The sequence below is a fragment of the Streptomyces sp. NPDC059895 genome (assembly GCF_042731035.1).
Lineage (GTDB): Bacteria > Actinomycetota > Actinomycetes > Streptomycetales > Streptomycetaceae > Streptomyces.
This window is the reverse complement of sequence record NZ_JBHWKO010000016.1, coordinates 11,759-35,989: the sequence shown is the minus strand read 5'-3', so window position 1 is coordinate 35,989 and position 24,231 is coordinate 11,759. Positions and strand designations below refer to the sequence as shown.

Genomic DNA, 24,231 nt, shown 5'->3' with positions numbered 1-24,231 from the left:
GAAGGCCGGCCAGGAGTCCTGCGCCAGGTCGGTCTCCGGGTGTCTCGGGTCGGCCGCAACAGTGGGCGGGTCCGTCTCGGGTTGGCCGATTTCGATCACATCGATCGCGTTGAGCAGGCCGGTGACGGCGGGCGCGTCAGCGAGCGTGGCGGGACGCGGGACGTAGGACATGGCGGCGGATTCCGGGGCGCTGAGCCCGCCGCAGCGGGATCTCCCGGGCGGCTCCGGCGCTCGGGGGAGCCGCCCTCGACATGAGGGGCGCATAGTTGGCGGTCGTGTGCCCTATACGCGCCCCCTCGATTATGGGCACAATCCGGTCTGCCAGTGATCACTTGGCGGAGGAATCGGTTCCGTTCCGCCACCTTCCCGGGAAGGCAGGTCGGTTGTCGTGTTGTTGCGTCTTCCCACCTCCATATCCGAAGCGCAGGAGTGCCTCGCGGAAGGGGCCGTCCCGGTGGGCGGTGCCACCCTGGTCTGGGCGACCTGGCAACGGGACGGCTTCCCCGAAGTGGCCATGTCCCTGCGCAATCTGCCCGAAGCCACCACGGTCGCCCGCGGGACCCTGGGCTCGGCCGTTCTGCTGAGCCGCGTCGACGACACCGTGCCGGAGGTACTGCGGCGGGCGGCCGGCACGGTCGGCACGGGTGCCGTACGCCGTGCGGCCACGGTCGGCGGCAACATCGTCGGCAGCACCCTGCGCTGTCTGCTGCCCCCCGCTCTCGTCCTCGAAGCCCGCGCCACGGTCCTGGAGGCCGACCGGGTCCACGAGACGGACCTCGCCGAAGTCGTGGCCAAGCGTCAGCTGCTGCTCTCGATCAGCTGGGACGAGCCCCTGGTCACCGGTTACCGCAAGCTGGCCGCCGACCCGGGCGGGGAGCCGCCCTTCGTCGTGGCCGCCGCGGTCCACGCCGACGGCGACGGACACAGGCGCCTGCGCGTGGCCGCCCGCGACGGCTACGAGGTGCTCGGCGCGACCGTCCCCTGCGACGCCGGCGCCGACGAGGTCCTCGACGCCCTGGAGGGCACGGACCTCGGCGCGCTCGACCCCACCGCCCGGGAGGCGGTGCGCGGCCAGGTCCAGGAGGTCCTGGGCCGCCTCGCCGACTGACCCTCCTCCTCTCCGCCGCCAAGCCTCCGCCCCCTCCCGCCAAGCGCGCCTCCGGGGCTCTGCGTCGCGGCGGACGCGCCGGGTATACGTACGCCGCCGGCGGGTCCCCAGACCCGCCGGGACCTCATGGACGCGTGACGAGGAGGCGGACGTGCTGCACGGACCGGTGGCGGACGGCGCGGTGGTGACCGAGGGCGGGGTGACCGGCGGCGAGACGGGCGCCGCCGAGGCCCGCAAGCAGCGGCTGCGAAGACGCCTGGAGCGGCTGCTCGGCATCGCGGCGACGGAGGGCAACGAAGTCGTCCCGCTGCGCAACGGCGACGCCATCTTCCCCGCGATGCTGTCGGCCATCCGCTCCGCGCGCCACACCGTCGACATGATGACCTTCGTGTACTGGCGCGGCGACATAGCCCACGAGTTCGCCGACGCGCTGGCCGAACGCGCCCGCGCCGGCGTGCGGGTACGCCTGCTGCTGGACGGCTTCGGCGCCAAGGAGATCGAACAGCGGCTCCTCGACGCCATGCAGGACGCCGGGGTCCAGGTCGCCTGGTTCCGCCGTCCGGCGCGGCTGTCCCCGCTGAAGCAGAACCACCGCTGCCACCGCAAGGCACTCGTCGTGGACGAGGACACCGCCTTCACGGGCGGTGTCGGCATCGCCGAGGAATGGTGCGGGGACGCCCGCACCCCCGCCGAGTGGCGGGACACCCATGTGCGGCTGCGCGGACCGGCCGTCGACGGCATCGCCGCCGCCTTCGCCCAGAACTGGGCCGAGTGCCACGACACGCTCTACGACGAGCGCGACCTGTTCACCGAGCACGAACAGCCGGGCCGCGCCACGGTCCAGGTGGTCCGCGGCTCGGCGAGCTTCGGCTGGCAGGACATGCAGACGCTCGTCCGCGTCGTGCTCACCTCCGTCGAGGAACGCTTCCGGCTGTCCACGGCCTACTTCGCCCCCGACGCCTACTTCGTCGACCTGCTCGCCGCGACCGCGCGGCGCGGGGTCGCGGTGCAGATCCTGATCCCCGGCCCGCACACCGACCAGCGGGCCTGCCGGCTGGCCGGGCAGCGGTACTACCAGACGCTGCTCGACGCGGGGGTGGAGATCCGGGAGTACCAGCCGACCATGCTGCACACGAAGATCATGACGGTGGACGGCGTCGCCTCGCTGATCGGGTCGACGAACTTCAACCGGCGGTCGATGGAGCACGACGAGGAGGTGATGCTCGCCGTGCTCGACGAGCACTTCACCGCGGAGCTGGACGACGACTTCGACCGGGACTGGGCGCGGGGGGAGGCCGTGGACCCCGTGCGCTGGCGTCGGCGCCCCGTGGCCCAGCGGCTACGGGAGGCCGCGGTGGCCCCCGTCCGGCGGTTCCTGTGACGCCCCGCCCGCCGTGCGGCGTGCCGAGGACCGCACCGCACGGCCGGTCCGCGATCCGCCGGGCCGGGGAGCGGCCGCCGCACGGCCGGTCCGCGATCCGCCGGGCCGGGGAGCGGCCGCCGCACGGCCCCCGGGATCACGTCTCCCGTAGCGGCGCGTACGCCTCCGGCCCGAGTCCGAACGTCCAGGCGACCCCCTCCCGGGCCGTCCGCGTCGGCGGCGGGACCCTCAGCCAGTACGTGCGCCGGCTTCCGTCCGGCTCCGGCGTGGAGTTGAGGACCTCCACCATCACGACCGGTTCGTCGCCGTCGAGGTCGATCCGCCAGAGCGTGCCCGTCCCGTCCCGGTGCAGCGGGCGCGCCCCGGAGTCGGCGAGGTAGCGCTCAGCGTGACCGCCTCTCTCGGCGATCCGGCCCACAGCACCCGCTCCGGCTCCGCCAGACCGGCCTGCCGGTAGGCCCGGCGGACACCCGCCTCGGCCCGCGCCCGGTCGGCGGGCCCCGTCGCCGCGGCACACGCGTGCCAGAACCCCACACTGCCGCCGGCGGCCCCCGCGTCCGGTCCGGCCGGCACGTCCGTCGTGGTCATCCGATCCTCCGTCACCCTCCGCCCCACCCCGCTCAGTCCGCCACGATCCGCACGGAACCGGGCACGTACTCCCGCTGCCGGACCACCCGGTACCAGCCCCGGGGAAGGGGGATCGCCGCGTGCTCCTCGTGGACCACCCGGCCGCCCTGCGGCAGATGCGTCAGCAGCGGCCCGAACGGACCCGGCTCCCGCACCAGTTCCCCCGGCCCGACCACCGCGTGGGCATGGCCGGTGACCTCGCCCAGCGCCAGCACCAGCCGCCCCCGTCCGTCGCGCGGCTTCCGGGGAGCGGTGCCCACACGCGGCGGCACCGTCTCCTCGGCCACGGGCACGATCAGCACGTCTCCCTGCCGGTACACGACGTCCTCCCCTCCACCGGCACACCGTGCGCCGGCCCCATGACGACGACCGTAGGGGCCGCCACTGACAACGCGCCGAACGGCGGCCCCGGCCCGCCGCGTTGTCAGTGCGTGTTGGTACAACTGCCGTCGTCGCACGACGCACCCGAACCTCTCCCCAGGAGCAGCCGCATGACCATCGGTGACCACCTCCACGCGCTGTACCGGCTGCCCGCGTACACCTTCCCCGGCCCCGACGAGCGGACGGACGACCTGCCGGAGCCGGACGCCGTCGCCTGGCGGATCACCAGCGACGTGTACGACGCCGACGAGGAGTGGCCGCGGGCCTTCGCCCGGTTCCGCGACACCGTCGACACCACCCGGGTGCGCGCCCTGATCGTCGGCGCCTGGCAGGAGGCGTACGACAGCGACCCCACTGCCGTCATCGAGGCGCTGGTGGCCGCCCGGGATCGCTTCCCCGCCCTGCGGGCGCTGTTCCTCGGCGACATGGTCATGGAGGAGTGCGAGATCTCCTGGATCAGGCAGACCGACGTCACCCCCCTGCTGGCCGCCTTCCCCGACCTCGTGGAGTTCGGCGTCCGCGGCGGATCCGGGCTGCGCTTCCCCGCCCTGCGCCACACCGGCCTGCGCCACCTGACCGTGGAGACCGGAGGCCTTCCCGCGGAGGCCGTCCGCGGCATCGCCGCCAGCGACCTGCCCGCGCTGGAGCACCTCGACCTGTGGCTCGGCACCCCCGAGTACGGCGGGGACGCCGAGGCCGCCGACCTGGAGCCGATCCTGTCCGGCGCCCGTCTGCCGAGCCTGCGCCACCTTGCCCTGCACAACAGCGAGATACAGGACGCCGTCGCGACCGCCGTGGCCTCGGCCCCCGTGGTCGCCCGCCTGGAGATGCTGGACCTGTCCATGGGCGTCCTGACCGACGAGGGCGCCTCCGCCCTCCTGGCCGGACAGCCGCTCACCCACCTGAGGAAGCTCGACCTCCACCACCACTACCTCAGCGAGGACCTCCAGGAACGCGTCCGCCGGTCCCTGGAGACCGCCGGCGTCGAAGTGGACCTCGACCGCGACGACGCCGAGGAGGACCACGACGACGACGGCACGGTGTGGCGGTACGTGGCCGTGGGGGAGTGACCACGCCGACCACGCCCCTCATGCGACGACCCGCCCCCACCCCGCGCCCCCGCGGCGCCCGCCCGCCGAGGAGACGCCATGCACCGACCGGTCCCTGACCCCGGGCCGCGTTTCGCGGTCGTGGGCAACCCCGAGAACCGCCGGGTCGCCCTCTTCACGGACGCGGTGCGCGCCGCCGGGCTGCCCGGCCCGCGCGTCGTCCCCTGGACGGACGTGCTGCGCGCCGGCGGCGCCGGGTTCGACGCGGACGAACTCGTCCGCGTCGACTCCCCCGGGGAGAACGCGGACGTCGACCGGCTGCTGCGCGGTGTCCACGACCCCACCCGGGTCGAGGGCTCGGCCCGCTGGTACGCCGGATTCACCGCCGCGCTGCGGGGCCTGCGCGGCGGCATCCGCCTCGCCGACCCGGACGACCTCGCCGTGCTGTTCGACAAACGGCGCTGCCACGCCGTCCTCGACACGGCGGGTGTCCCGGTCCCGGACTCGCCCACCTCGGGCCCGGGGGCCGCGCCGGTGCGCGGCTGGGACGACGTCCGGGCGCTGATGCGGCAGCACCGGATGCCGAGGCTGTTCGTCAAGCCCGCGCACGGCTCGTCCGGGTCGGGCGTGCTCGCCGTGGAAGCGGGCGGTGCCGGGCGGATCCGGGCCACCACCTCCGTCGAACTCACCCCGGACGGCCGTCTGTTCAACTCCCTCAAGGTGCGCCGCTACGAGGACGAACGCGACCTCGCGGCCGTCGTCGACGCCCTCGCCCCGGACGGGCTGCACCTGGAGCGCTGGCTGCCGAAGGCCTCCCAGCAGGGCCGCGCCGCCGACCTGAGAGTCGTCGTCGTGGCCGGCCGGGCCACCCACGCCGTCGTCCGCACCAGCCGCACCCCGCTGACCAACCTCCACCTCGGCGGCCGCCGCGGCGACCTCGACGCGGCCCGGCAGGCCGTCGAGGCGGCGGGCGCGCGCTGGGCCGATCTGCTCGGGGTGTGCGAACAGGCCGCGGCCTGCTTCCCCCGCACCCTGTGCGTCGGCGTCGACCTGCTGCCGGCCGTCGGCTGGCGCAGAGCCGCCGTCGGCGAGGTCAACGCCTTCGGTGACCTGCTGCCCCGCCTCACCGGCCTGCCCGGCAGCGGCGCCGAGGGCCTCGACACCTACGCCGCCCAGGTCGCCGCCGCCCTGCGCGCCCACGCCCCCGCGCACCACCGGCACGGACACAGAACAGGAAGCCCGCATGGCCTCGCCCGCCCCCACGCCTGAGCCCCCGCCACCCGCTGCCGCCTCCGTGCCCGGCTCCCCGCCGCCCGGCGCAGTCCTCATGCCCGGCTCCCCGCCGCCCGCTGCGACCGCCCCCGTGACGGCACCGGGCGAGCCCGACATGAACGAGATCGTCGGCAGCCACGACATCCTCCTCGTCACCCTCGACACCCTGCGCCACGACGTCGCCGCCGAACTGGCCGAGGCGGGCCGCATCCCCCACCTCGCCCGCCACCTGCCGGGCGGCCGCTGGGAGGAGCGACACGCCCCCGGCAGCTTCACCTACGCCTCCCACCAGGCGATCTTCGCGGGCTTCCTGCCGACGCCGGCCGCCCCCGGCCCCCACCTGCGCCTGTTCGCGGCGAGCTTCGCGGGCAGCGAGACCACCGCCGGCCGCACCTTCGTCTACGACACCCCCGACCTCGTCTCCGGCCTCGCTAGGGCGGGCTACCACACGGTGTGCGTCGGCGGAGTCGGCTTCTTCAACAAGCAGGGCCCCCTCGGCTCGGTGCTGCCCGGCCTCTTCCAGGAGTCCCACTGGGAGGCGGAGTTCGGCGTCACCTCGCCGCACTCCTTCGAGAACCAGGTGGCCCGCGCCGAACGCGTCGTCCGCCGGCTCCCCGCCGAGCAGCGGCTGTTCCTCTTCGTCAACGTGTCCGCCCTGCACCAGCCGAACTGGTTCCACCTGCCCGGCGCCACCCGCGAGGCCGGCGACACCCGGGAGACCCACGCCGCCGCCCTGGAGTACGTCGACCGGCACATCGGACGCCTCTTCGCCGCCGCGAGCAGCCGGCGCCGCTGCTTCGCCATCGTCTGCTCCGACCACGGCACCGCCTACGGCGACGACGGCTACACCGGCCACCGCCTCGGCCACGCGTCCGTCTGGACCGTGCCCTACGCCCACTTCCTCCTCGACCCCGCCGACCCCGCCGAGGCCGCCCGATGACCATCGCCCCCGGGCCCACCCGCACCAGCCCGTACCAGAGCTACGTCTACGCCTACCCGCACAAGACCGCCTACCGCCGCCTGGCGGACCGCCCCGCCCTGACGGACCTGTGGGCCGCCGAACCCACGGACGCCCTCTCCCTCTACCTGCACATACCGTTCTGCGAGGTCCGCTGCGGCTTCTGCAACCTCTTCACCCGCATCGGCGCCCCGGACGGCCTCACCGGCGCCTACCTGGACGCGCTCGAACGCCAGGCGGCCGCCGTACGCGAGGCCCTCGGGGAGGGCGACGGCGTCAGGTTCGCCACGGCCGCCTTCGGCGGCGGCACCCCGACCTTCCTCGACGCGCCGGAACTGGAGCGCCTCTGCGACATCGCCGAACACCGCATGGGCGCCGACCTGCGGGCCGTCCCCCTGTCGGTCGAGGCCTCCCCGGCCACCGCCACCGCCGACCGGATCGCCGTCCTCGCCGACCGCGGCGCCACCCGGCTCAGCCTGGGCGTGCAGAGCTTCGTCGACTCCGAGGCCCGGGCCGCCGTACGCCCGCAGCGCCGCGCCGACGTGGAGGCGGCCCTCGCCCGCGTCCGCGACACCCGCATCCCGGTCCTCAACATCGACCTCATCTACGGCATCGACGGCCAGACGGAGGAGACCTGGCGGCGCTCCCTGGACGCCGCCCTCGCCTGGCTCCCCGAGGAGCTCTACCTCTACCCCCTCTACGTCCGCCCCCTGACCGGTCTCGACCGCCGCCGCACCGGCCCCGACCCCGCCTGGGACGAGCAGCGGCTGCGCCTGTACCGCACCGGCCGCGACCACCTCCTCGCCCACGGCTACACCCAGCAGTCCATGCGCATGTTCCGCCGCGCCGACGCCCCGCCGCAGGGCGCGGACGACTACGCCTGCCAGACCGACGGCATGATCGGCCTCGGCTGCGGAGCCCGCTCCTACACCGCCGCCCTGCACTACTCCTTCGACTACGCCGTCGGCATGCACGAGATCCGCGGGATCATCGACGACTACGTCTCCCGCCCGGCCGCCGACTTCGCCCACGCCGAGTACGGCCGCCGCATCGACGCCGACGAGGCCCGCCGCCGCCACCTCCTCCAGTCCCTCCTCCAGGCCGACGGCCTGCCCCTGTCCGACTACCGCGCCCGCTTCGGCGGCACCCCCATCGACGACTTCGCCCCCGAACTCGCCCGGCTCGCCGACCGGGGCTGGCTGACGGACGACGACCCCGGCACCCTCCGGCTCACCCCCGAAGGCCTCGCCCACTCCGACGCCGTCGGCCCCGAGCTGTTCTCCCCGGCCGTCCGGGCCGCCATGGCCGCCTACGAGAGGAAGTGACCGGCCCGCATGGACCTGACCCTCCTCTACCGCGGCCCCCTCGCCTCCTGCGACTACGACTGCCCCTACTGCCCGTTCGCCAAGCGGCGCGACAGCGGCGACCGGCTCCGCGCCGACCGCGCCGCCCTCGAACGGTTCACCGCCTGGGCCGCCGACCGCACCGACGACCGCCTGTCGATCCTGTTCACCCCCTGGGGCGAGGGCCTGGTCCGCTCCTGGTACCGGCGCGCCCTCACCGAGCTGTCCCACCTGCCGCACATCCGCCGGGTGGCGATCCAGACCAACCTCAGCTGCCGCACCGACTGGCTCGCCGCCGCCGACCCCGGCACCCTGGCCCTGTGGTGCACCTACCACCCCGGCCAGACCCCCTACGAGCGGTTCCTCACCAAGTGCCGCGACCTCACCGCACGCGGCATCCGCTTCAGCGTCGGCGTCGTCGGCCTCCCCGACCACCTGGAAGCCGCCCGCCGGCTGCGCGCCGACCTCCCCGACCACGTCTACCTGTGGGTGAACGCCGCCGAGGGACACACCTACCCGGACGCCGACGCCGCCGCGTGGACCGCCCTGGACCCGCTGTTCCCCTACAGCCGCCACCCGCACCGCAGCGCCGGCCTGCCCTGCCGCACCGGCGAGTCCGTGATCTCCGTCGACGGCGACGGCACCGTACGCCGCTGCCACTTCGTCCCCACCGCCCTCGGCAACCTCTACGACGGCTCCTACCGCGCCGCCCTGCGCCCCCGCCCCTGCCCCCAGGCCGTCTGCGACTGCCACATCGGCTACGTCCACCTCGAGACGCTGCCCCTGTACGACGTCTTCGCGGGCGGCGTCCTGGAGCGCGTCCCCGCGGCCGGCGCCCGCGGCGGGCCCGTCGACCTGCCGTTCCCCGCACGGGCGGGCGCCGGGGAGGTTTGATTCCGCGCAACCTGTCAACCGGAAGGACATGACCCAGTCGACACAGGAGACGGAACACAAGTACGACGTGCCGGCGCCGGGCGGCTTCCCCCGGCTCTCGGCGCTGACCGGCGGGGGCAACGGCACCTCACTGGTCGACGCGGGCACCCACGACCTGGACGCCGTGTACTACGACACCGCCGACCTGCGGCTCACCCGAGGCTCCGCCACCCTGCGCCGCCGCACGGGCGGCCCGGACGCCGGCTGGCACCTCAAGCTGCCGCTGGGCGACGACACCCGCGACGAGATCCGCGCGCCCCTCCAGGAGGAGGTCCCCGGCCGGCTGCGGGACCTGGCGCTCTCCCGGACCCGTGGCGCCCCCCTCGCACCGGTGGTCCGCATCCGCTCCCACCGGACCGCGCGCGACCTCGTGGACGCCGACGGCACCCGCGTCGCCGAGATCGTCCTCGACCGGGTCGAGGCCGACTCGCTGCGCCCCGACGGCGGGCACACGGCGTGGACGGAGCTGGAGGTCGAACTCGCCGAGAACACCGACCCGGCCGTCCTGAAACGCGTCGACAAGGCACTCGGCAAAGAGGGCTTCACCCTGCTGAGGACCCCGTCCAAGCTGAGCCGCGCCCTCGCGGAGACGGCTCCGCGCGGCGGCCCGGACACGCGGACGCCGGCGGACGGCGAGCCCGCCCCGGACCGCCCCGCCGAGCTGCCCCCGGGCTCGGCCGGCGCACAGGTGCTCGCCTACGTCCGCGAGCAGGTCAGCACCCTCGTGGACCTCGACCCGGCGGTCCGGCGCGGACTGCCGGACTCGGTGCACCGGATGCGGGTCGCCTGCCGGCGCCTGCGCAGCTGCCTGCGCTCGTACCGCTCGCTGTTCGACCGCGAGGTCACCGACCCGCTCCGGGAGGAGCTGAAGTGGCTCGGTGGTGAACTCGGTGCCGAACGCGACCAGGAGGTGCTGCTGGAGCGGCTGCGCGGACACGTAAGTGACCTGCCCCCCGAGCTGGTTCTCGGCCCGGTCTCCGCCCGCCTCCAGGCCTGGGACGCCCACCGGTCGGCCGAGGCCCGCGCACGCACCCTCGGGGCGCTCTCCTCCGCCCGCCACCTGGCCCTCCTGGAGTCACTGGACCGGCTGGCCACCCACCCGCCCCTGCGCGCCAAGGCCTCCCGCAAGGCGGCGAAGGTCCTGCCCGGGGCGATCGGGAAGGAGCACGACCGGCTGGCCCGCCGCATCGAGCGGGCCGACCGGACGTCCCCGGGCGCGGACCGCGACGCCGCCCTCCACCAGGCCCGCAAGGGCGCCAAGCGCCTCCGGTACGCGGCCGAGGCGGCCCGTCCCGCGCTCGGCAAGCCCGCACGGCGTATGACCAAGCACGTCAAGGCGGTGCAGCAGGCGCTCGGCGACCACCACGACAGCGTCGTCGCCCGCGACACCCTGCGCCGGCACGCGGTGGCCGCCCACGCCGCCGGCGAACCCGGTTTCACCTGGGGCCTGCTGCACGGCCGCGAACAGGCCGCTGCCACCGAACGGGAACGGCAGCTGCCGGATCTCTGGCGACGCGCCTCACGGCCCCGCCTGCGCAAGGCACTGCGCTCCTGACGGGCCGCACGTGCGCCTGCGCCCGCACCGGGACGACCCGGTGCGGGCGCAGACGTGCGCAGTGCCGCCGGGAACGTCAGGCGGTGTCCCGGGCGGAAGCCGCGGCGGTCACGTCCGTCACCGTCCAGCGCTGGTTGGAGCCGGAGTTGGGCGGCCACGTCGTGACGGCGGCACCCTCGTTCGTCGCCTGGCCGCCGACTTCGAGGAGCCGGCCGGTGGCGGCGTTCACCAGGGTCCAGGTGCCGTCACCGGTGGTCGACAGGATCCACTCGGTGGCCGGGTCCCGTTCGCCGGTGTCGGGCTCGACCACGGGCACGTCGTCCCGCACGGCCAGCCGCTCGCCCTCCGCCGGGTTGGCGAACACGTAGCGCTGGCGGGCGCCGGTCTTCCCGTACCGGGCGTCCAGCCGCCACCGCTGCGCGGTGGTGCCGTCGCCCGTGCCGATGACCAGGTGCGTGCCGTCGGCGGCGACGGTGACGGCCTTGCCGCTCTGGACGCCGGTCAGCGTGTAGGAGTGCCCCTTGCTGAACAGGCCGGCGTCCTTCGCGACGCCGGAGACGCCCTTGACGGAGAACGACGTCACGGACTGGGCCGGCACGGTGAAGGTGGCCTTCGCGTCGACGACCCTGACGGGCGCCTGCTGCTGGAGCTTGCCGTCGGCGCTGGTCACGGTCGGGGTGACGGTCGCGTTGCCCTTGATCGTGCCGAATTCGGCCAGGTCGATGGTGACCGTGCGGGCCGCGGTGGTGCTGTTGACGTGGACGAGCGAGGCGCCCTTGCCGTCCTCGGTCACGGCGGCGGCGCTGGAGGTGTCGTCCACCTTGATCAGCTTGTCGCCGGGCTTGATGAAGTGCGTGAAGTTGCGTGCCGTGTCGAACTTGGTGTTCGTGTGGATCGGGCACGATTCGAGGGTGTCCGTGGCGGTGCAGCTGAACGGCAGTTGGATGGAGCCCCAGTTGCCGCCCTTGGCGGACTCGCCGCCGGGCCTCATGTTGTCGTAGTCCTCGACCGGCTGCCAGAACACCCAGGCCGTGGGCTCCAGTTCCCGCAGGTCGTTGACGATCTGCTGGGCCAGCCCGAGACCCGGGCGCATGTCCGTGAAGCTCTGCCCGTCGCCCCAGTCGCCCTCGACCTCGCTCATCCACAGCGGCTTGTCCGCGGCCTTCGCCAGGTCGCGCACGGTGGTGCGCTGCCCGGTGCCGTAGGTGTGGACGTTCATCTGCTCGACGAGGTCCTTGGAGGCCTGCGTGTAGGAGTTCCAGTTCGTCGCGAAGATACCGGGGTTGGTCTCGTCCATCGCGGAGATCTCCGCCCCGACCTTCGCCTCCTTCAGCGCCGGCGCCAGCGCGGCGAGCACCTTCTGCTGGAGCCCGGGCCCGATGTGGGCGCCCTCCTGGCGGCCGCCGACCGGCTCGCCGTCGCTGCCCGGACGGGTGCTCCAGTAGCCGGTGTCGGGCTCGTTGAACGGGTCGACCGTGTCGACCTCGATGCCCTCGGCCTTCTCCAGGAGCTTGGTCGCGCCCGCGAGGTAGGCGGCGAAGTCGTCGACCGAGTCGGCCTTCAGCTGGTCGGCGTTGGCGTCGAACCCGCCGGAGACGTATCCGCTCTCGGTCATGAACCACGGCGGGGAGTTGCTGAACGTCTCCCAGTGGTCGATGTCGTTCTTGATGCGCTCCACCCACCACCGCTGGGTGGCGTCGGCGTCCCTGTTCCAGTCGGCCGGGTCGTCGGCGCTCCACCAGTCGGTGTCGGTGCGGGTGGTGCCCTCGGGCGCCTTCCACCAGCCTTCGACCGCACCGCCGGCCCGCAGGTAGTCCGCGACGTCCGGGGCGTTGCCACCGCCGATGTTGTACCGGGCGATGTTCAGCGCCAGTCCGTCGTCGTCGAAGAGGAGCCGCGCGAGCTTCTCCCGGATCGCGGGCGGATAGTCGCCGGTGGCGTTGGCGAACCAGACCAGACTGGTGCCCCAGCCCTCGAACTCCTGCTGCTGGTACGACGGGTCCGGCGTCACGGTGACGGCGGCCTCGGCATGTGCCTGGACGGGGACGCTCAGCAGGGCGGCCCCGGTGGCCAGAGCGGTCAGAGCGGCGGCGGTGAGGGTCCGTCTGCTGCGGGTACGGCGTGCCATCAGTGCTCCCAACTGCGGTGCGGTCGCTGTGGTGGGCCCTTCCCGCCGCGCGGGCGGGAGGGGATGGCCCTCGGCACGGGCGCGTGCCGTGCCGAGGAGTCGTGGGGGCTCTTCTCAGCCGGCCGGCTGCCGGAGTACGGCGACCTCCCGCGGGCCGAGGACGACGGCGCCGGCCGCGGTGCCGGTGCCGACCAGGACGTCGCCGGCCGGGCCGGACACCTCCACCGTGTCGTCGGTCCGGTTGACCAGGAACAGGAAGCGGGCGCCGGCACCGCGCCGGACGGTCAGCTCGACCTTGCCGCGCACGTCGGCGGGGAGTTCGCCGTGCACCCCGGCCGGCTCCAGCAGCCGCGGCAGCAGCGCGGCGAGCCCGTCGACGCCGAGCCGCGTGGAGACGTAGGAGGCCGACCCGCCGCCCGTGGGCCGCCGGGTGACCGCCGGGCGGCCGGCGTGGACGCCCGTGCGGTAGTGGGCCAGGACCTGGGTGTCGGGGTCGGCGAGGGTGATCCGGTCGGTCCACAGGGTGCCCGTGGCCGTGTCGTCCAGCTCCACGCTCTCCCCGGGCAGCAGCGGCCCGAACTCCTCGATGCGGATGCCGAGCAGCTCGCGCAGCGCGCCCGGGTAGCCGCCGAGCCAGACGTGGTCGTTCTCGTCGACGATGCCGGAGAAGTAGGTGGTGACGAGGTGGCCGCCCTGCTCGGCGTAGCGGGTCAGCTCCTTGGCGAGCGGGGCGGGGACGACGTGCAGCACCGGCGCGATCAGCACCCGGTGGCGGGAGAGGTCGGCCCGGGAGGTGACGAGGTCGGCCCGGACACCGAGGGCCAGCAGCGCGGAGTACCAGTCGAGCGCCTCCTGCCGGTAGTCCAGCAGGGAGGTGGGGTGGGAGTCCTGCTCACTGGCCCACCACGACTCCCAGTCGTAGAGGATGCCGACCGGGGCGGGCTCCCGCTCGCTGCCGGCGACCGGCGCGAGCGCCTTCAGGGTGGCGCCGAGGGCGGCCACCGCGCGGAAGAGGTCGCTGTCGGCGCCCGCGTGCGGCACCATCGCCGAGTGGTACTTCTCGGCGCCGGCCGCCGACTGCCGCCACTGGAAGAAGCAGACCGCGTCGGCGCCGTGCGCGACGTGCAGCAGCGCGTCGCGGGCCAGGTCGCCGGGCCGCTTGGCCACGTTGACGGGCTGCCAGTTGACGGCGCTGGTGGAGTGCTCCATCAGGAACCAGGGCCGCCCGCCCGCGATGCCGCTGGTGAGGTTGGCGGAGAAGGACAGCTCGTCGCGGTCCTGCGGGCCGGGGTGGACGTAGTGGTCGTTGGAGACGAAGTCGATCTCGTCGGCCCAGTCGGGGTAGTTCATGCCCCGGGTTCCGCCCATCACCATGAAGTTCGTGGTGACGGGCACGTCGGGCGTGATCTCCCGCAGGATCTCCCGCTCCGCGCGCAGATGATCCCTGAGGGCGTCCGAGGAGAAGCGCTTGAAGTCCAGCTGCTGCGTCGGGTTGGGGTGCGAGGCGGCGAGCCGCGGCGGCAGGATCTGCTCCCAGTCGGTGTAGCGCTGCGACCAGAACGCCGTCCCCCAGGCGTGGTTGAGCGCGTCGAGCGAGCCGTGGCGGGCGCGCAGCCAGCCCCGGAAGGCGCGGGCCGCGTCGTCGGAGTGGTCGTACACGTTGTGGCAGCCCAGCTCGTTGCTGACGTGCCAGGCGACGAGCGCCGGGTGGTCCCGGTAGCGGGTGGCGATCTCCCGGACCAGCCGCAGGGCGTGCTCACGGAACACGGGCGAGGTGGGGCGCCAGTGCTGCCGGGCCCCCGGCCAGAGGGTCTCGCCGTTCGCGGTCACCGGGAGGATCTCCGGGTGGGCGGTGGTCAGCCAGGGCGGCGGGGAGGCGGTCGCGGTGGCCAGGTCGACGCCGATGCCGCCCGCGTGCAGCAGGTCCATGACCTCGTCGAGCCAGCCGAAGTCCCAGGTGCCGGGGCCGGGCTGGAGGCGCGCCCAGGAGAAGATCCCCACGGAGACGACGGTGACGCCGGCCTCCTGCATCAGCCGGACGTCCTCCTCCCACACGTCCCGGGGCCACTGCTCGGGGTTGTAGTCGGCGCCGTAGGCGAGGCGCGGGGCGGGGTCACCGTCCGCCCCGCCGCGGCGGGAGTGGAGGGTGGAGATCATGGCGGTCCTTCCGGTGTGGTGCACGAGGGCGGCGCGGAGTCGTCCGCGCCGCCCGGGGTGTGTCGCGTGATCAGTTCTCGACCGTGAAGCCCTGCTCCTCGCCGTACTTCACGGAGGCGTCCTGCCAGGCCTTCAGACCGTCCGCGAGCTTGGTGCCGGAGACGTAGGCCTTGCCGACGGTGTCGTTGAAGATCGAGTTGGCGTACTGCTGGAAGGGCAGGTACGACCAGCCGTCGGCGACGTTGGCGGCGGACTCGGCGAAGACCTTGTTCGCCTCCTGTCCGCCGAAGTAGTCGAACTCGGTGCTCTGGAACTCGCTGGACTGGAGCTCCGCGGTGGTCGCGGGGAAGGCGCCCTCCTCGACGCGGGACTGGACGCCGGCCCCGGCGTTCGCGTACTCGACGAAGGCGTAGGCGAGTTCCTTGTTCTTGCCCAGCGCCGGCAGGGTCAGGGAGCTGCCGCCGCTCTCCGCGCTCGCCTTGTCGCCCGCGGTCCAGGACGGCAGCGGGGCCGCGCGCCAGTCACCGGCGGCGTCCGGCACGCCCGTGACGAAGCTGGCGGGCATCCAGGCGCCGGTCGCCAGGGTGGCGATGGTGCCGTCGCCGAGGCCCTTGTACCAGTCGTCGGTCCAGCCGTAGATGGGCGCGAGGAGCTTCTCGTCGATCAGCTTCTGCCAGGTCTCGGTGAACTTCGTGGCGCCCGCGTCTGAGAAGTCGATCTTCACGTTCGTGCCGTCGACCTGGTAGGGGCGCGAACCGGCCTGCCACAGCATGCTGGTGGTGAAGCCCGCGTCACCGGCGTCGTTGGCGATGTAGACCTTGGGGTCGGCCTTGTGCAGCTTGCGCGCCGCGTCGAGGTACTCGTCCCAGGTGGTCGGGACGGCGATCTTGTACTTGTCGAAGACCGCCTTGTTGTAGAACAGCGCCATCGGACCCGAGTCCATCGGCAGGCCGTAGACGGCGTCACCCTCGCTCACCGCGTCCCACGGACCCGCGGTGTACTGGTCGGCGAGCTTGTCGGCTCCGAAGGACTTCAGGTCGGTGAGGCCCTTGGTCAGGGCGTACTGGCTCACCGCGAAGTACTCGACCTGGGCGACGTCGGGCACGCCCTTCTCGGCCGATATCGCGTTCGACAGGGCGGTGTAGTGCTTGTCGCCGGACCGCTCGCTCACCAGGTTGATCTTGACCTTGGGGTACTTCTTCTCGAAGTCGGCGGCGACCGTCTTCAGCGTGGGTTCCCAGGACCACACCGTGACCGTGCCGCCCTTCTCCAGGGCCGCCTGGATGTCCGCGGCGGAGACCGCCTTCTGGGCGGAGTCGTCGTCCGAGCCGCCGCAGGCGGTCGCGCCCAGGGCGAGTGCCGAGAGGAGGGCGAGGCCGCGCAGCAGGCGGCCGGTCTTTCTGCGCATGGAGGTGCTTCCACTTCTTCGTGGGCGGGACAGGGTGAGGGGGTGGTGCGCGGTGTGGGGCTGAGGGGGCGGCCGGAGGGCCGCGGGGTCACTCCTTGACGCTTCCGGCGGCGAGGCCGGACTGCCAGTACTTCTGCAGCAGCAGGAACGCGGCGATCAGCGGCAGGATGGTGAGCACCGAACCGGTGATCACCAGGTTGAAGATCACGTCGCCGCCGACGGTCTCCGCCTGGGAGTTCCACGCGCTCAGGCCCAGGGTCAGCGGATACCAGTCCGAGTCCTTGAGCATGATCAGCGGCAGGAAGTAGTTGTTCCAGGTGGCGACCGTGGTGAACAGCAGCACAGTCACGATGCCGGGGGCGAGCAGCGGGAGCGCGACCCGGAAGAAGGTGCGGGCCTCGCCGGCCCCGTCGATGCGGGCGGCCTCGAGGAGCTCGGTGGGGATGGCCTCGGTGGCGAACACCCACATCAGGTAGAGGCCGAACGGCGAGACCAGCGAGGGGATGATCACCGCCCACGGGGTGTCGGTGAGGCCCATCTTGCTGAACATCAGGAAGGTGGGCACCGCGAGGGCCGTGCCGGGAACGGCCACGGCGCCGATGACCACGGCGAAGACGCCGCGCCGGCCGGGGAAGTCGAACTTCGCCAGCGCGTACCCGCCCAGCACCGCGAGGAGGGTGGCGCCGCCGGCGCCGAGCACCACGTACATCAGGGTGTTCAGCAGCCAGCGAGTGAACACGCCGTCGTCGTAGGTGAACGTGTCACGGATGTTGTCCCAGAGGGCGAAGTCGTCGCTGAACCACAGCCCGTTCGAATCGGCGAGGCCGGACTGGGTCTTGGTGGCGTTGATGACCAGCCAGATCAGCGGCACCACGGTGTAGAGCACGACGAGCGAGGTCAGCACGGTCAGCAGCAGGCTGCGCCGGGGTCTGCCGGGGGTGTGCCGGCGCGGGCCGCGCAGCCGGGGCGCGCTCCGGGCGGGGCCGGGGACCTCGACGGGCGCGGCGGGGGAGTCGGCGGTCAGAGGGCTGCTCATCGGGTCACGCTCCCTTGCGCATGCCGCGCAGCTGCACGACGTAGGCGATCACCATCGTGATCAGGCCCATGATGATGGCCACCGTCGCGGAGTAGTTGTGCTGCTGGCCGTTGAAGGACAGCGAGTACGTGTAGAAGTTCGGGGTGTAGTCGGTCGTGAGGGCGTTGCGCGCCAGCGGCCGCAGGATGTTGGGCTCGTTGAAGAGCTGGAAGCTGCCGATGATGGAGAAGATCGTCGCGATGACGAGGGCGCCGCGGATCGCGGGCAGCTTGATGGCGGTGATCACGCGGATCTGTCCGGCGCCGTCGATCTCGGCCGCCTCGTACAGCGAGTGCGGGACGACCCGCAGCGCCGAGTAGAAGATCAGCATGTTGTAGCCGACGAACTCCCAGGTGACGATGTTGCCGATGGACGCCAGCACCAGGTCGGGCGAGAGCGGGTCGGGCAGGGAGACGCCGAACGCCTCGTCGAGGTCGCCCACCAGCCCGTACTTCGTGCCGTACATGAAGCCCCACATCAGCGTGGCGACCACGGCGGGCACGGCGTACGGCAGGAAGATCGTGATGCGGAAGAAGCTCTTGCCGTAGAGCCGTCCGCTGTCCAGGGCCAGGGCGATCAGCAGGGCGAGGCCCAGCATCACCGGCACCTGGACGGCGAGGAAGAGCGACACCCGGCCGAGCGAGGCCCAGAACCGGTCGTCCTGCAGCGCCTCGGTGTAGTTGTCGAGGCCGACGAAGGTGGTGCCGCCGATGAGCTGGTCGCGGAAGAGGCTGAGGTAGATCGAATACACGATCGGCGCCAGGAACACCAGGGCGAACACGGCCACGAACGGGCCGATGAAACCCCACCCCGTCCAGGAGCGGCGGTCCCGCCTCGGCGGAGGGGGAGCCGGCCGCGGTGCGGCGGCCGCCGGCGATTGCAGCGTCGTCATGTCGTTCCTCGCTCGTCCAGTCCCGGAACCGGCGGAGCGGGGCCGGCGTACCGGGCCGCACCGCCACGATGTTTGCGTAAACATCGACCACCGCGACAGGGTGGCGAACTGTTATGTTTACGTAAACATCTGATGGCGGCATGTCTACACTGCCCCGATGACCACGGTCAAGGGTCCTCGGGGCAACCGTGGAACCCGCGGTGACGGAGAGGTGGGGGCTGCGCGTGGAGATGGCTGAAAGAGCCCCGGTGAGGGACGCCGGGACGCCCGGGGAGGGGGCCGGGGACGCCTCCGGGCCCGGCGGCGCGACGCGACGCGCCCGGTCCCGCGGCCGCACCACGGCCTCCATGGCGGACGTGGCCCGCCTGGCGGGCGTCTCGTCGCAGACGGTCTCCCGGGTGTCCAACGGGTACGCCGGGGTGAACGAGGAGACCCGGCAGCAGGTGCTGGCCGCCATGAAGGAGCTGGGCTACCGCCCCAACAGCGCCGCCCGCGCGCTGAAACGCGGCGAGTTCCGCACCATCGGCGTCATCACCTTCACGCTCTCCACGACCGGCAACGTGCGCACGCTGGAGGCGATCGCCACCTCCGCCGCCGAGGAGGGGTACGCGGTGACGCTGCTGCCGGTCGCCGTCCCCACCCAGGACGAGGTGCGCGGGGCGTTCTCCCGGCTGGAGGAACTCGCCGTCGACGCCGTGATCGTCATCATGGAGGTCCACCTGCTGGACGCGGCGACCGTCACCCTCCCGCCGCACGTGCAGGTCGTGGTGGTCGACTCCGACGCCGGCGACCACTACACGGTCGTCGACACCGACCAGGCCGGCGGCACCCGTACCGCCGTCCGGCACCTCCTCGACCTCGGCCACCGCACGGTCTGGCACCTGGGCGGCCCGGAGGACTCCTTCGCCGCCCAACGGCGCGCCGACGCCTGGCGCGCGGCCCTCGTCGAGGCCGGCCGCACCCCGCCGCCCCCGGTCCGCGGCGACTGGTCGGCGGAGTCCGGCTACCACGCGGGCCTCGAACTCGCCGCCCGCGAGGAGTGCACCGCCGTCTTCGCGGCCAACGACCAGATGGCCCTGGGCCTGCTGCGCGCCCTGCACGAACGCGGCCGGCGCGTCCCCGGGGACGTCAGCGTCATCGGCTTCGACGACATCCCCGAGGCGAGCTCCTTCCTGCCGCCGCTGACCACCCTGCACCAGGACTTCGCGGAGGTCGGCCGCCTCTGCGTCCAGGCCGTCCTGCGCAAGATGCGCCGCGAGGGCCCGGAACGCGGCACCACCCTCGTGCCGACCCGGCTCGTCCTGCGCCGGAGCACGGCGCCGCCGCCCGGGGGCGGGTGAGCGGACCCGTCCCGGTCCGTCACACCGCAAGCCGTTCCGCACTCCGGTCGCCCACGGCGCGTACCGCCGTCCGCCAGGCCACCCAGACGGCGCGGCGGGCGGCCGCGGTACCCGTCGCCGTCTCCGCGGGCAGGCGCAGCGGTGCGCCGACGTGGACATGGCAGCGCGGGCGGCGCAGGGGTGCCGTCAGGGCGCCCGCCAGTTGCTTCGTCGTGGAACCGGAGGTGATGCGCCGGGCGCCGGCGTGTCCCACCGGGACGACCATGGCGCCGGACGCGTGGGCGAGGCGGGCGAGTCCGGTACGGAACGCCTCGGGCGGGCCGGGGCGCGCGTCCGTGCGGTCCGGCAGCCCGCCCTCCCCGTAGAGCAGGACGTGCCGGCCGTCGGCGAGGACCTCGGCGGCGGCGTCGAGTGCCTGCGCGGCGCGCGCCGAGCGGCGGTGGACGGCGATGTGCCCCTCGCGGGCCAGCGCCCGGCCGAGCAGCGGGACGCGCCAGAGCCCGGCGGTCGCCATCACCACCGGCTCGACGCCCAGCTCCCGCAGTGCGGCCAGGACGACGGCGGGATCGGCGAGGGAGTCGTGGTTGGCCGCGAAGATGGTGCCCGCGGGCAGACGCATCCGCAGCTCGCTGGTGACGGTGAGACGTCCGAGGACGGGCATCAGGGCGGCGGCGGCACGGCTCAGCACGAGGGGGCCTCTCTCCGGGCGGGACGGTGTGCACCACAGTGTCGTGGCGGCGTGGGCGCCGCGCCTGAGTACGGCTACTCAGAGCGGGGCGCCGTTCTCGACGTTCCGCGCGTACCGCCGTGTTCACGGCCCCGTAGCGGGCATCCGGAGGAGAACGAACCCGACGACCCGACACTCCGAAGGGACGGACATCGTGCTGGCCATCATCGCGGCGGTGGCGTTCTTCATCGCCTTCCTGATCAACGCGGCGGAGATCTCCACCAACGACGCCTTCACGTCCACGAACATCATGCTCCTGGGCCTGACCCTGCTCGCCCTCCACGTGGCGGGCATCGGCAGCGGCTGGGCGGTGCGCGGCCGCAGAGGCTGACTTCCGGGCACACGGGCGACGAGCAGAGCAGGGAGGACTTCGTGAGCGAGCCCCGAGGACAGTACGGACACCACGGACAGCACGGACACCCCGTGCCGACCGCCGGTCACACCCCGGACGACGACCTGACGGGGTATCAGGTGGATGCCACGGACGGCCACGCCGGGAAGGTCACCAAGTACTCCCGGGACCTGGGCCCGCGGTTCCTCGTGGTGCACACCGGGTTCTGGGTCCTGGGAAAGAAGGTGGTCCTTCCGTCGGACGTGGTCATGGGCGTCGACCACGACGCGCGGACCGTACAGGTGACGCGGACGAAGGACGAGGTCAGGTCGGCGCCGCCGTTCGACGCGGAGACCTACCTGGGCGATCCGCGCCACCGCGACCAGCTCGGCGGCCGGTACGGCTCGGGCCACTGAGCGGTACCGGCGGCGGCGACGTCCCCGCGGCCCGCACCCTCCGGTGCGGGCCGCCGTCGCGCGCGCGTTCCCCGGAAGCCGGACGGCAGTGCCGTCACCTGCTCACCGGAGCTGACCCCGTTCACCCGTACGTCGGTGACCAGGGCGTTGCGGGCCCGGAACGGGCGCCATCAGGTCGACACCCCGGTCGTCGGTGAAGGGCCCGGTCGGGCTGGTAGCCGCTGTACGCGCCGTCGCAGCAGCCGGCGTCCGAGTACAACAGGTAGTAGTAGCCGTGGCGGCGGACGACGAAGCCGCCCTCCACCCGCCGGCCCTGCGCGACCTCGGTGACCGTGCCCTCGACGCGGGTGCGGGCGCCGTTCATCTTCGCCACGCAGATCGTGTCGTAGCTGCCCCAGTACAGGTAGGGCTGCCCGCCGACGTCGGTGAACTGGGCCTGGTCGATGTCGCCGGTGGCGCAGCCGCTGTTAGCCGTCCTTGCCGCGGATCACCGCCGGGTCGGGGAAGGTGTCGACGGTAGCGGTCACCGGGTTGGTGTACGTCGGCGTCTGCCGGGGCGCGGCCGTGGCGTGTCCGGCGGGCGGGAGCACCGCGAGGAGGAGGCCGGCGAGGGCCGTGACGACGTGGGCGGTGCGGCTCTTTCTTCGGTGCACGGTCGGCGGACCTCTCTACTCGAAGGAGCTCAGGGTCGGGTCGTGGTCGGACGCGCCGATGTCGAACATGGGCGTCATCCAGTGGTAGAAGTTGTCGCCGCGTTCGCGGAGCAGGTCGTAGAGGCGGCGCATCAGGCGGCGCCGTACGGGCGCCAGTTCGGGATGTGCGTAACGGTTGGTGAGCTCGTGCGGGTCGGCCTCGAGGTCGTAGAGCTCGTTGACCGACTCCGGGTTCACGATCAGCTTGTAGCGGTCGTCGCGGAGCATGCGCTGCGGGTAGGGGAAGTGGTGGCCGTGGAACTCGGCGAGCAACTCGCCGGGCCAGTCGGGGTGTTCGCCGCGCACCAGGGGCAGCAGGCTGCGGCTGTCGGTCGCGGGCGTGGGGTCGCAGCCCGCCAGGTCCAGGATGGTCGCCGTGCAGTCGGTGAGGCCGACGAACTCCTCGCGCACCTGCGGAGGCTGACCGGGGACGCGGACGATGCCGGGGATGCGGTAGATGTCCTCGTACATCGCCGGGCCCTTGTCGTGCAGCCGGTGGGCGCCGGTGAACTCGCCGTGGTCGGCGGTGAAGAAGACGGAGGTGTCGTCGGTGAGACCGAGTTCGTCGAGCCGGGTGAGGATGCGGCCGATCTGTTCGTCGACGAGGGTGACGTAGCCCCAGTAGACGGCGATGAGTTTGCGGGTGACCTCCAGCGGCATGGTGTCGAAGGTCCAGTGCGCGCTGTAGTTGCGCTGCACCGGCGGCTTGCCCTCGAAGGTTTCGGCGATCGAGGGCGGCAGTTCGACGAGTCCCGGGTCGTACAGGTCGTAGTAGGCGTCCGGCAGCAGGTAGGGCAGGTGCGGGCCGAAGAAGTGGGTGGCGAGGAAGAAGGGCCGGCCGTCGGCGGCGAACTCGTCCAGCAGTTCGATGGCACGGGTGGCGAGGTAGTGCTCGAACGTCGCCTCCACCGGCTGCTGGAGACGTGCGGCGAGCAGGTTGCCCGGATTGCCGTTGGGCGTGGTGCCGCGCACCGGGTCGGTGATGCGGTACGGCGGGAGTCCTCGTTCCTCCAGGTAGGACAGGTAGTCGGGATGGTCGACGGGGTTGTGCCAGCCGGGGAGGTCGGGGCCTTCGAAACCGTAGGAGGCGGCGTTGCGCCGTGTGCCGACGTGCCATTTGCCCACCAGGCCCAGCTGGTGGTCGCGGGCGGCCAGCGCGGCGGGGAAGGTGAAGGCGTCCTCGCGCAGGTCCTCCAGGTAGCCGACGTTGCGCTCGTAGTTGGCGAGCAGCCGGTGGCGGAAGGGGGCCTGGCCGGTGAGCAGGCTGGCGCGGGCCGGGGTGCAGATGGCGGTGGGGGTGTAGAAGCGGTCGAAGCGGGTGCCGGTGGCCGCGAGCCGGTCCAGGTTCGGGGTGGCGACGTGCGGGTTGCCGTAACAGCCGAGCGTGTCCACGCGGTGCTGGTCGGTCATGAGGAAGAGGAGGTTCACGCGGCCGCCTCCGTGTAGACGTCGCCCGCGTAGAAGGTGTCGGCGGAGGGCGCCTTCTTCAGCTGGCCGGTGCTGACGAAGAACTCCGTCATGCCGTCCAGCCACTCGGCGACGGTGCCGTCCTTCGTCCGGGCGACCAGTTCGGCGGTCGTGAGCGTCTTGACGTGGCTCGCGTCCGCCTCGACCTTGTCCTCGGAGACCTTCAGGAGCTTCGCGGTGAGCCCGACCGACTCGGCGGGGTGCGCCGCGCGCCAGTCGTTGGCCTCCTGGAGCACCTTGACCACCTTCGCCTCGGCGGCCGCGTCCGTCTTCACGCCCGAGACGAACGCGGTGGGGAACGAACCGCCGATGTCCTCGGCGCTCGCCAGCTCGACCAGGTCGGGCACCTTCTGCTTGATGGTGTCGATCAGGGGGTAGTTGATGCCGGCGCCGTCGATCTGCCCGGCGGAGAACGCCGAGACGATGGTGGGCGCGTCCATCGCGACCTTCTCGATGTCGTCCATGGTCATTCCGGCCTCGCGCAGCGCGAGGTTGAGGATCATCTCGCCCGAGGTGCCCTCGGGGACGCCGACCTTCCTGCCCTCGAGGCCGGCCATGGAGGTGATCCCCGGCTTGGCGATGACCCGGTCGGCGTAGGTCAGTGTGTCGATCGCGACGATCTTCGCCCTGCCCGAGGCGGGCAGCCAGATGGCGCCGGGACCGATGTAGCCGTAGTCGAGGTCGCCGCTGCCCAGCGCCTGGATCTGGATGGGGCCGTTGACGAAGGTCTTGTAGGAGGCGGACAGGCCGTGCTTCTTCCACAGGCCCTGGTCGTCGGCGATGGCCAGCAGGCTGGCCCCGTTGTAGTCGGCGATGTAGCCGAAGCGGATCGTCGTCGTGCCGCCGCTGCCGCCGCTGCCGGCGTCCTCGTCCGAGGAGCAGGCCGAGGCGGACAGTGCCAGTGCGGTGGCGGAGAGTGACGCCAGGAAGGTGCGGCGGGGCATGCTCATGACAGGGAGGCCTTTCGGGCGTGCGGGCAGTGCGGGACCGC

The 24,231-nt window shown here is 72.9% G+C and carries 21 protein-coding genes and 2 pseudogenes; 11 read left to right on the top strand and 12 right to left on the bottom strand.

Features of this window, described 5'->3' with window-relative positions:
* Positions 1–388: 388 nt before the first annotated feature.
* Complete coding sequence (locus ACFV9M_RS19985) at positions 389–1,108, top strand: FAD binding domain-containing protein (RefSeq protein WP_385069659.1); 720 nt, start codon at positions 389–391, stop codon at positions 1,106–1,108.
* A gap of 181 nt (positions 1,109–1,289) precedes the next feature.
* On the top strand, positions 1,290–2,489 hold the full coding sequence (locus tag ACFV9M_RS19980) for a phosphatidylserine/phosphatidylglycerophosphate/cardiolipin synthase family protein (RefSeq protein WP_385069712.1): 1,200 nt from the start codon (positions 1,290–1,292) through the stop codon (positions 2,487–2,489).
* Positions 2,490–2,625: 136 nt separating this feature from the next.
* Here ACFV9M_RS19980 and ACFV9M_RS19975 read toward each other — a convergent pair.
* Both ACFV9M_RS19975 and ACFV9M_RS19970 read right to left on the bottom strand, forming a co-directional pair.
* Positions 2,626–2,874 (bottom strand): annotated as a pseudogene (locus ACFV9M_RS19975) (DUF6745 domain-containing protein); the annotation flags it as partial.
* 235 nt (positions 2,875–3,109) lie between these two features.
* Complete coding sequence (locus ACFV9M_RS19970) at positions 3,110–3,436, bottom strand: hypothetical protein (RefSeq protein ID WP_385069660.1); 327 nt, start codon at positions 3,434–3,436, stop codon at positions 3,110–3,112.
* Between the two features lie 171 nt (positions 3,437–3,607).
* Between ACFV9M_RS19970 and ACFV9M_RS19965 the strand changes: the two genes are divergently transcribed.
* From ACFV9M_RS19965 to ACFV9M_RS19940, 6 genes are all read left to right on the top strand, one after another.
* Positions 3,608–4,567 (top strand): STM4015 family protein, encoded by a 960-nt coding sequence (locus ACFV9M_RS19965; protein ID WP_385069662.1) that lies wholly within the window; start codon positions 3,608–3,610, stop codon positions 4,565–4,567.
* A gap of 78 nt (positions 4,568–4,645) precedes the next feature.
* Complete coding sequence (locus ACFV9M_RS19960) at positions 4,646–5,815, top strand: STM4014 family protein (RefSeq protein WP_385069663.1); 1,170 nt, start codon at positions 4,646–4,648, stop codon at positions 5,813–5,815.
* Positions 5,816–5,933: 118 nt separating this feature from the next.
* Complete coding sequence (locus ACFV9M_RS19955; protein WP_385069665.1) at positions 5,934–6,758, top strand: STM4013/SEN3800 family hydrolase; 825 nt, start codon at positions 5,934–5,936, stop codon at positions 6,756–6,758.
* A complete protein-coding gene (locus tag ACFV9M_RS19950) occupies positions 6,755–8,101 on the top strand; it encodes an STM4012 family radical SAM protein (RefSeq protein WP_385069667.1) in 1,347 nt (448 codons plus the stop codon). Before ACFV9M_RS19955 ends, ACFV9M_RS19950 begins: the two co-directional genes overlap by 4 nt.
* Positions 8,102–8,110: 9 nt before the next feature.
* Positions 8,111–9,013 (top strand): STM4011 family radical SAM protein, encoded by a 903-nt coding sequence (locus tag ACFV9M_RS19945; RefSeq protein ID WP_385069668.1) that lies wholly within the window; start codon positions 8,111–8,113, stop codon positions 9,011–9,013.
* A 28-nt stretch (positions 9,014–9,041) separates the two neighbouring features.
* Entirely contained in the window at positions 9,042–10,607 is a 1,566-nt protein-coding gene (locus tag ACFV9M_RS19940; RefSeq protein ID WP_385069670.1) for a CHAD domain-containing protein, read from the top strand.
* A gap of 76 nt (positions 10,608–10,683) precedes the next feature.
* On the opposite strand, the gene ACFV9M_RS19935 is transcribed toward ACFV9M_RS19940, so the two are convergent.
* From ACFV9M_RS19935 to ACFV9M_RS19915, 5 genes are all read right to left on the bottom strand, one after another.
* A complete protein-coding gene (locus ACFV9M_RS19935; protein ID WP_385069672.1) occupies positions 10,684–12,735 on the bottom strand; it encodes a glycoside hydrolase in 2,052 nt (683 codons plus the stop codon).
* A 114-nt stretch (positions 12,736–12,849) separates the two neighbouring features.
* Entirely contained in the window at positions 12,850–14,892 is a 2,043-nt protein-coding gene (locus ACFV9M_RS19930; RefSeq protein ID WP_385069674.1) for a beta-galactosidase, read from the bottom strand.
* 70 nt (positions 14,893–14,962) lie between these two features.
* Entirely contained in the window at positions 14,963–16,300 is a 1,338-nt protein-coding gene (locus tag ACFV9M_RS19925; RefSeq protein WP_385069675.1) for an ABC transporter substrate-binding protein, read from the bottom strand.
* Positions 16,301–16,388: 88 nt separating this feature from the next.
* Entirely contained in the window at positions 16,389–17,336 is a 948-nt protein-coding gene (locus ACFV9M_RS19920) for a carbohydrate ABC transporter permease (RefSeq protein ID WP_385069677.1), read from the bottom strand.
* Positions 17,337–17,340: 4 nt separating this feature from the next.
* The gene (locus tag ACFV9M_RS19915; protein ID WP_385069678.1) at positions 17,341–18,267 is read right to left on the bottom strand and encodes a carbohydrate ABC transporter permease; all 927 of its coding nucleotides are present in this window, start codon (positions 18,265–18,267) and stop codon (positions 17,341–17,343) included.
* A gap of 347 nt (positions 18,268–18,614) precedes the next feature.
* Between ACFV9M_RS19915 and ACFV9M_RS19910 the strand changes: the two genes are divergently transcribed.
* Complete coding sequence (locus ACFV9M_RS19910; protein ID WP_385069714.1) at positions 18,615–19,607, top strand: LacI family DNA-binding transcriptional regulator; 993 nt, start codon at positions 18,615–18,617, stop codon at positions 19,605–19,607.
* 19 nt (positions 19,608–19,626) lie between these two features.
* Here ACFV9M_RS19910 and ACFV9M_RS19905 read toward each other — a convergent pair whose 3' ends face one another.
* On the bottom strand, positions 19,627–20,295 hold the full coding sequence (locus ACFV9M_RS19905) for a lysophospholipid acyltransferase family protein (protein ID WP_385069680.1): 669 nt from the start codon (positions 20,293–20,295) through the stop codon (positions 19,627–19,629).
* A 193-nt stretch (positions 20,296–20,488) separates the two neighbouring features.
* On the opposite strand from ACFV9M_RS19905, the gene ACFV9M_RS19900 reads away from it, so the two are divergent.
* Positions 20,489–20,665 (top strand): hypothetical protein, encoded by a 177-nt coding sequence (locus ACFV9M_RS19900; RefSeq protein ID WP_385069682.1) that lies wholly within the window; start codon positions 20,489–20,491, stop codon positions 20,663–20,665.
* 41 nt (positions 20,666–20,706) lie between these two features.
* Positions 20,707–21,081 carry a PRC-barrel domain containing protein gene (locus ACFV9M_RS19895; protein ID WP_385069684.1) on the top strand — a complete coding sequence of 125 codons (375 nt, stop codon included), beginning with the start codon at positions 20,707–20,709 and terminating at the stop codon, positions 21,079–21,081.
* 165 nt (positions 21,082–21,246) lie between these two features.
* Here the strand turns inward: ACFV9M_RS19895 and ACFV9M_RS19890 are convergent.
* The 4 genes and pseudogenes from ACFV9M_RS19890 to ACFV9M_RS19875 form a co-directional block, all read right to left on the bottom strand.
* Positions 21,247–21,547, bottom strand: a pseudogene (locus ACFV9M_RS19890) (family 43 glycosylhydrolase); the annotation flags it as partial.
* A gap of 1 nt (position 21,548) precedes the next feature.
* Positions 21,549–21,734: a hypothetical protein gene (locus tag ACFV9M_RS19885; RefSeq protein ID WP_385069686.1), complete on the bottom strand. Its 186-nt coding sequence runs from the start codon at positions 21,732–21,734 to the stop codon at positions 21,549–21,551.
* Positions 21,735–21,749: 15 nt separating this feature from the next.
* Complete coding sequence (locus ACFV9M_RS19880) at positions 21,750–23,201, bottom strand: sulfatase-like hydrolase/transferase (RefSeq protein ID WP_385069688.1); 1,452 nt, start codon at positions 23,199–23,201, stop codon at positions 21,750–21,752.
* Complete coding sequence (locus ACFV9M_RS19875) at positions 23,198–24,190, bottom strand: aliphatic sulfonate ABC transporter substrate-binding protein (RefSeq protein ID WP_385069690.1); 993 nt, start codon at positions 24,188–24,190, stop codon at positions 23,198–23,200. Before ACFV9M_RS19875 ends, ACFV9M_RS19880 begins: the two co-directional genes overlap by 4 nt.
* Between the last annotated feature and the right edge of the window lie 41 nt (positions 24,191–24,231).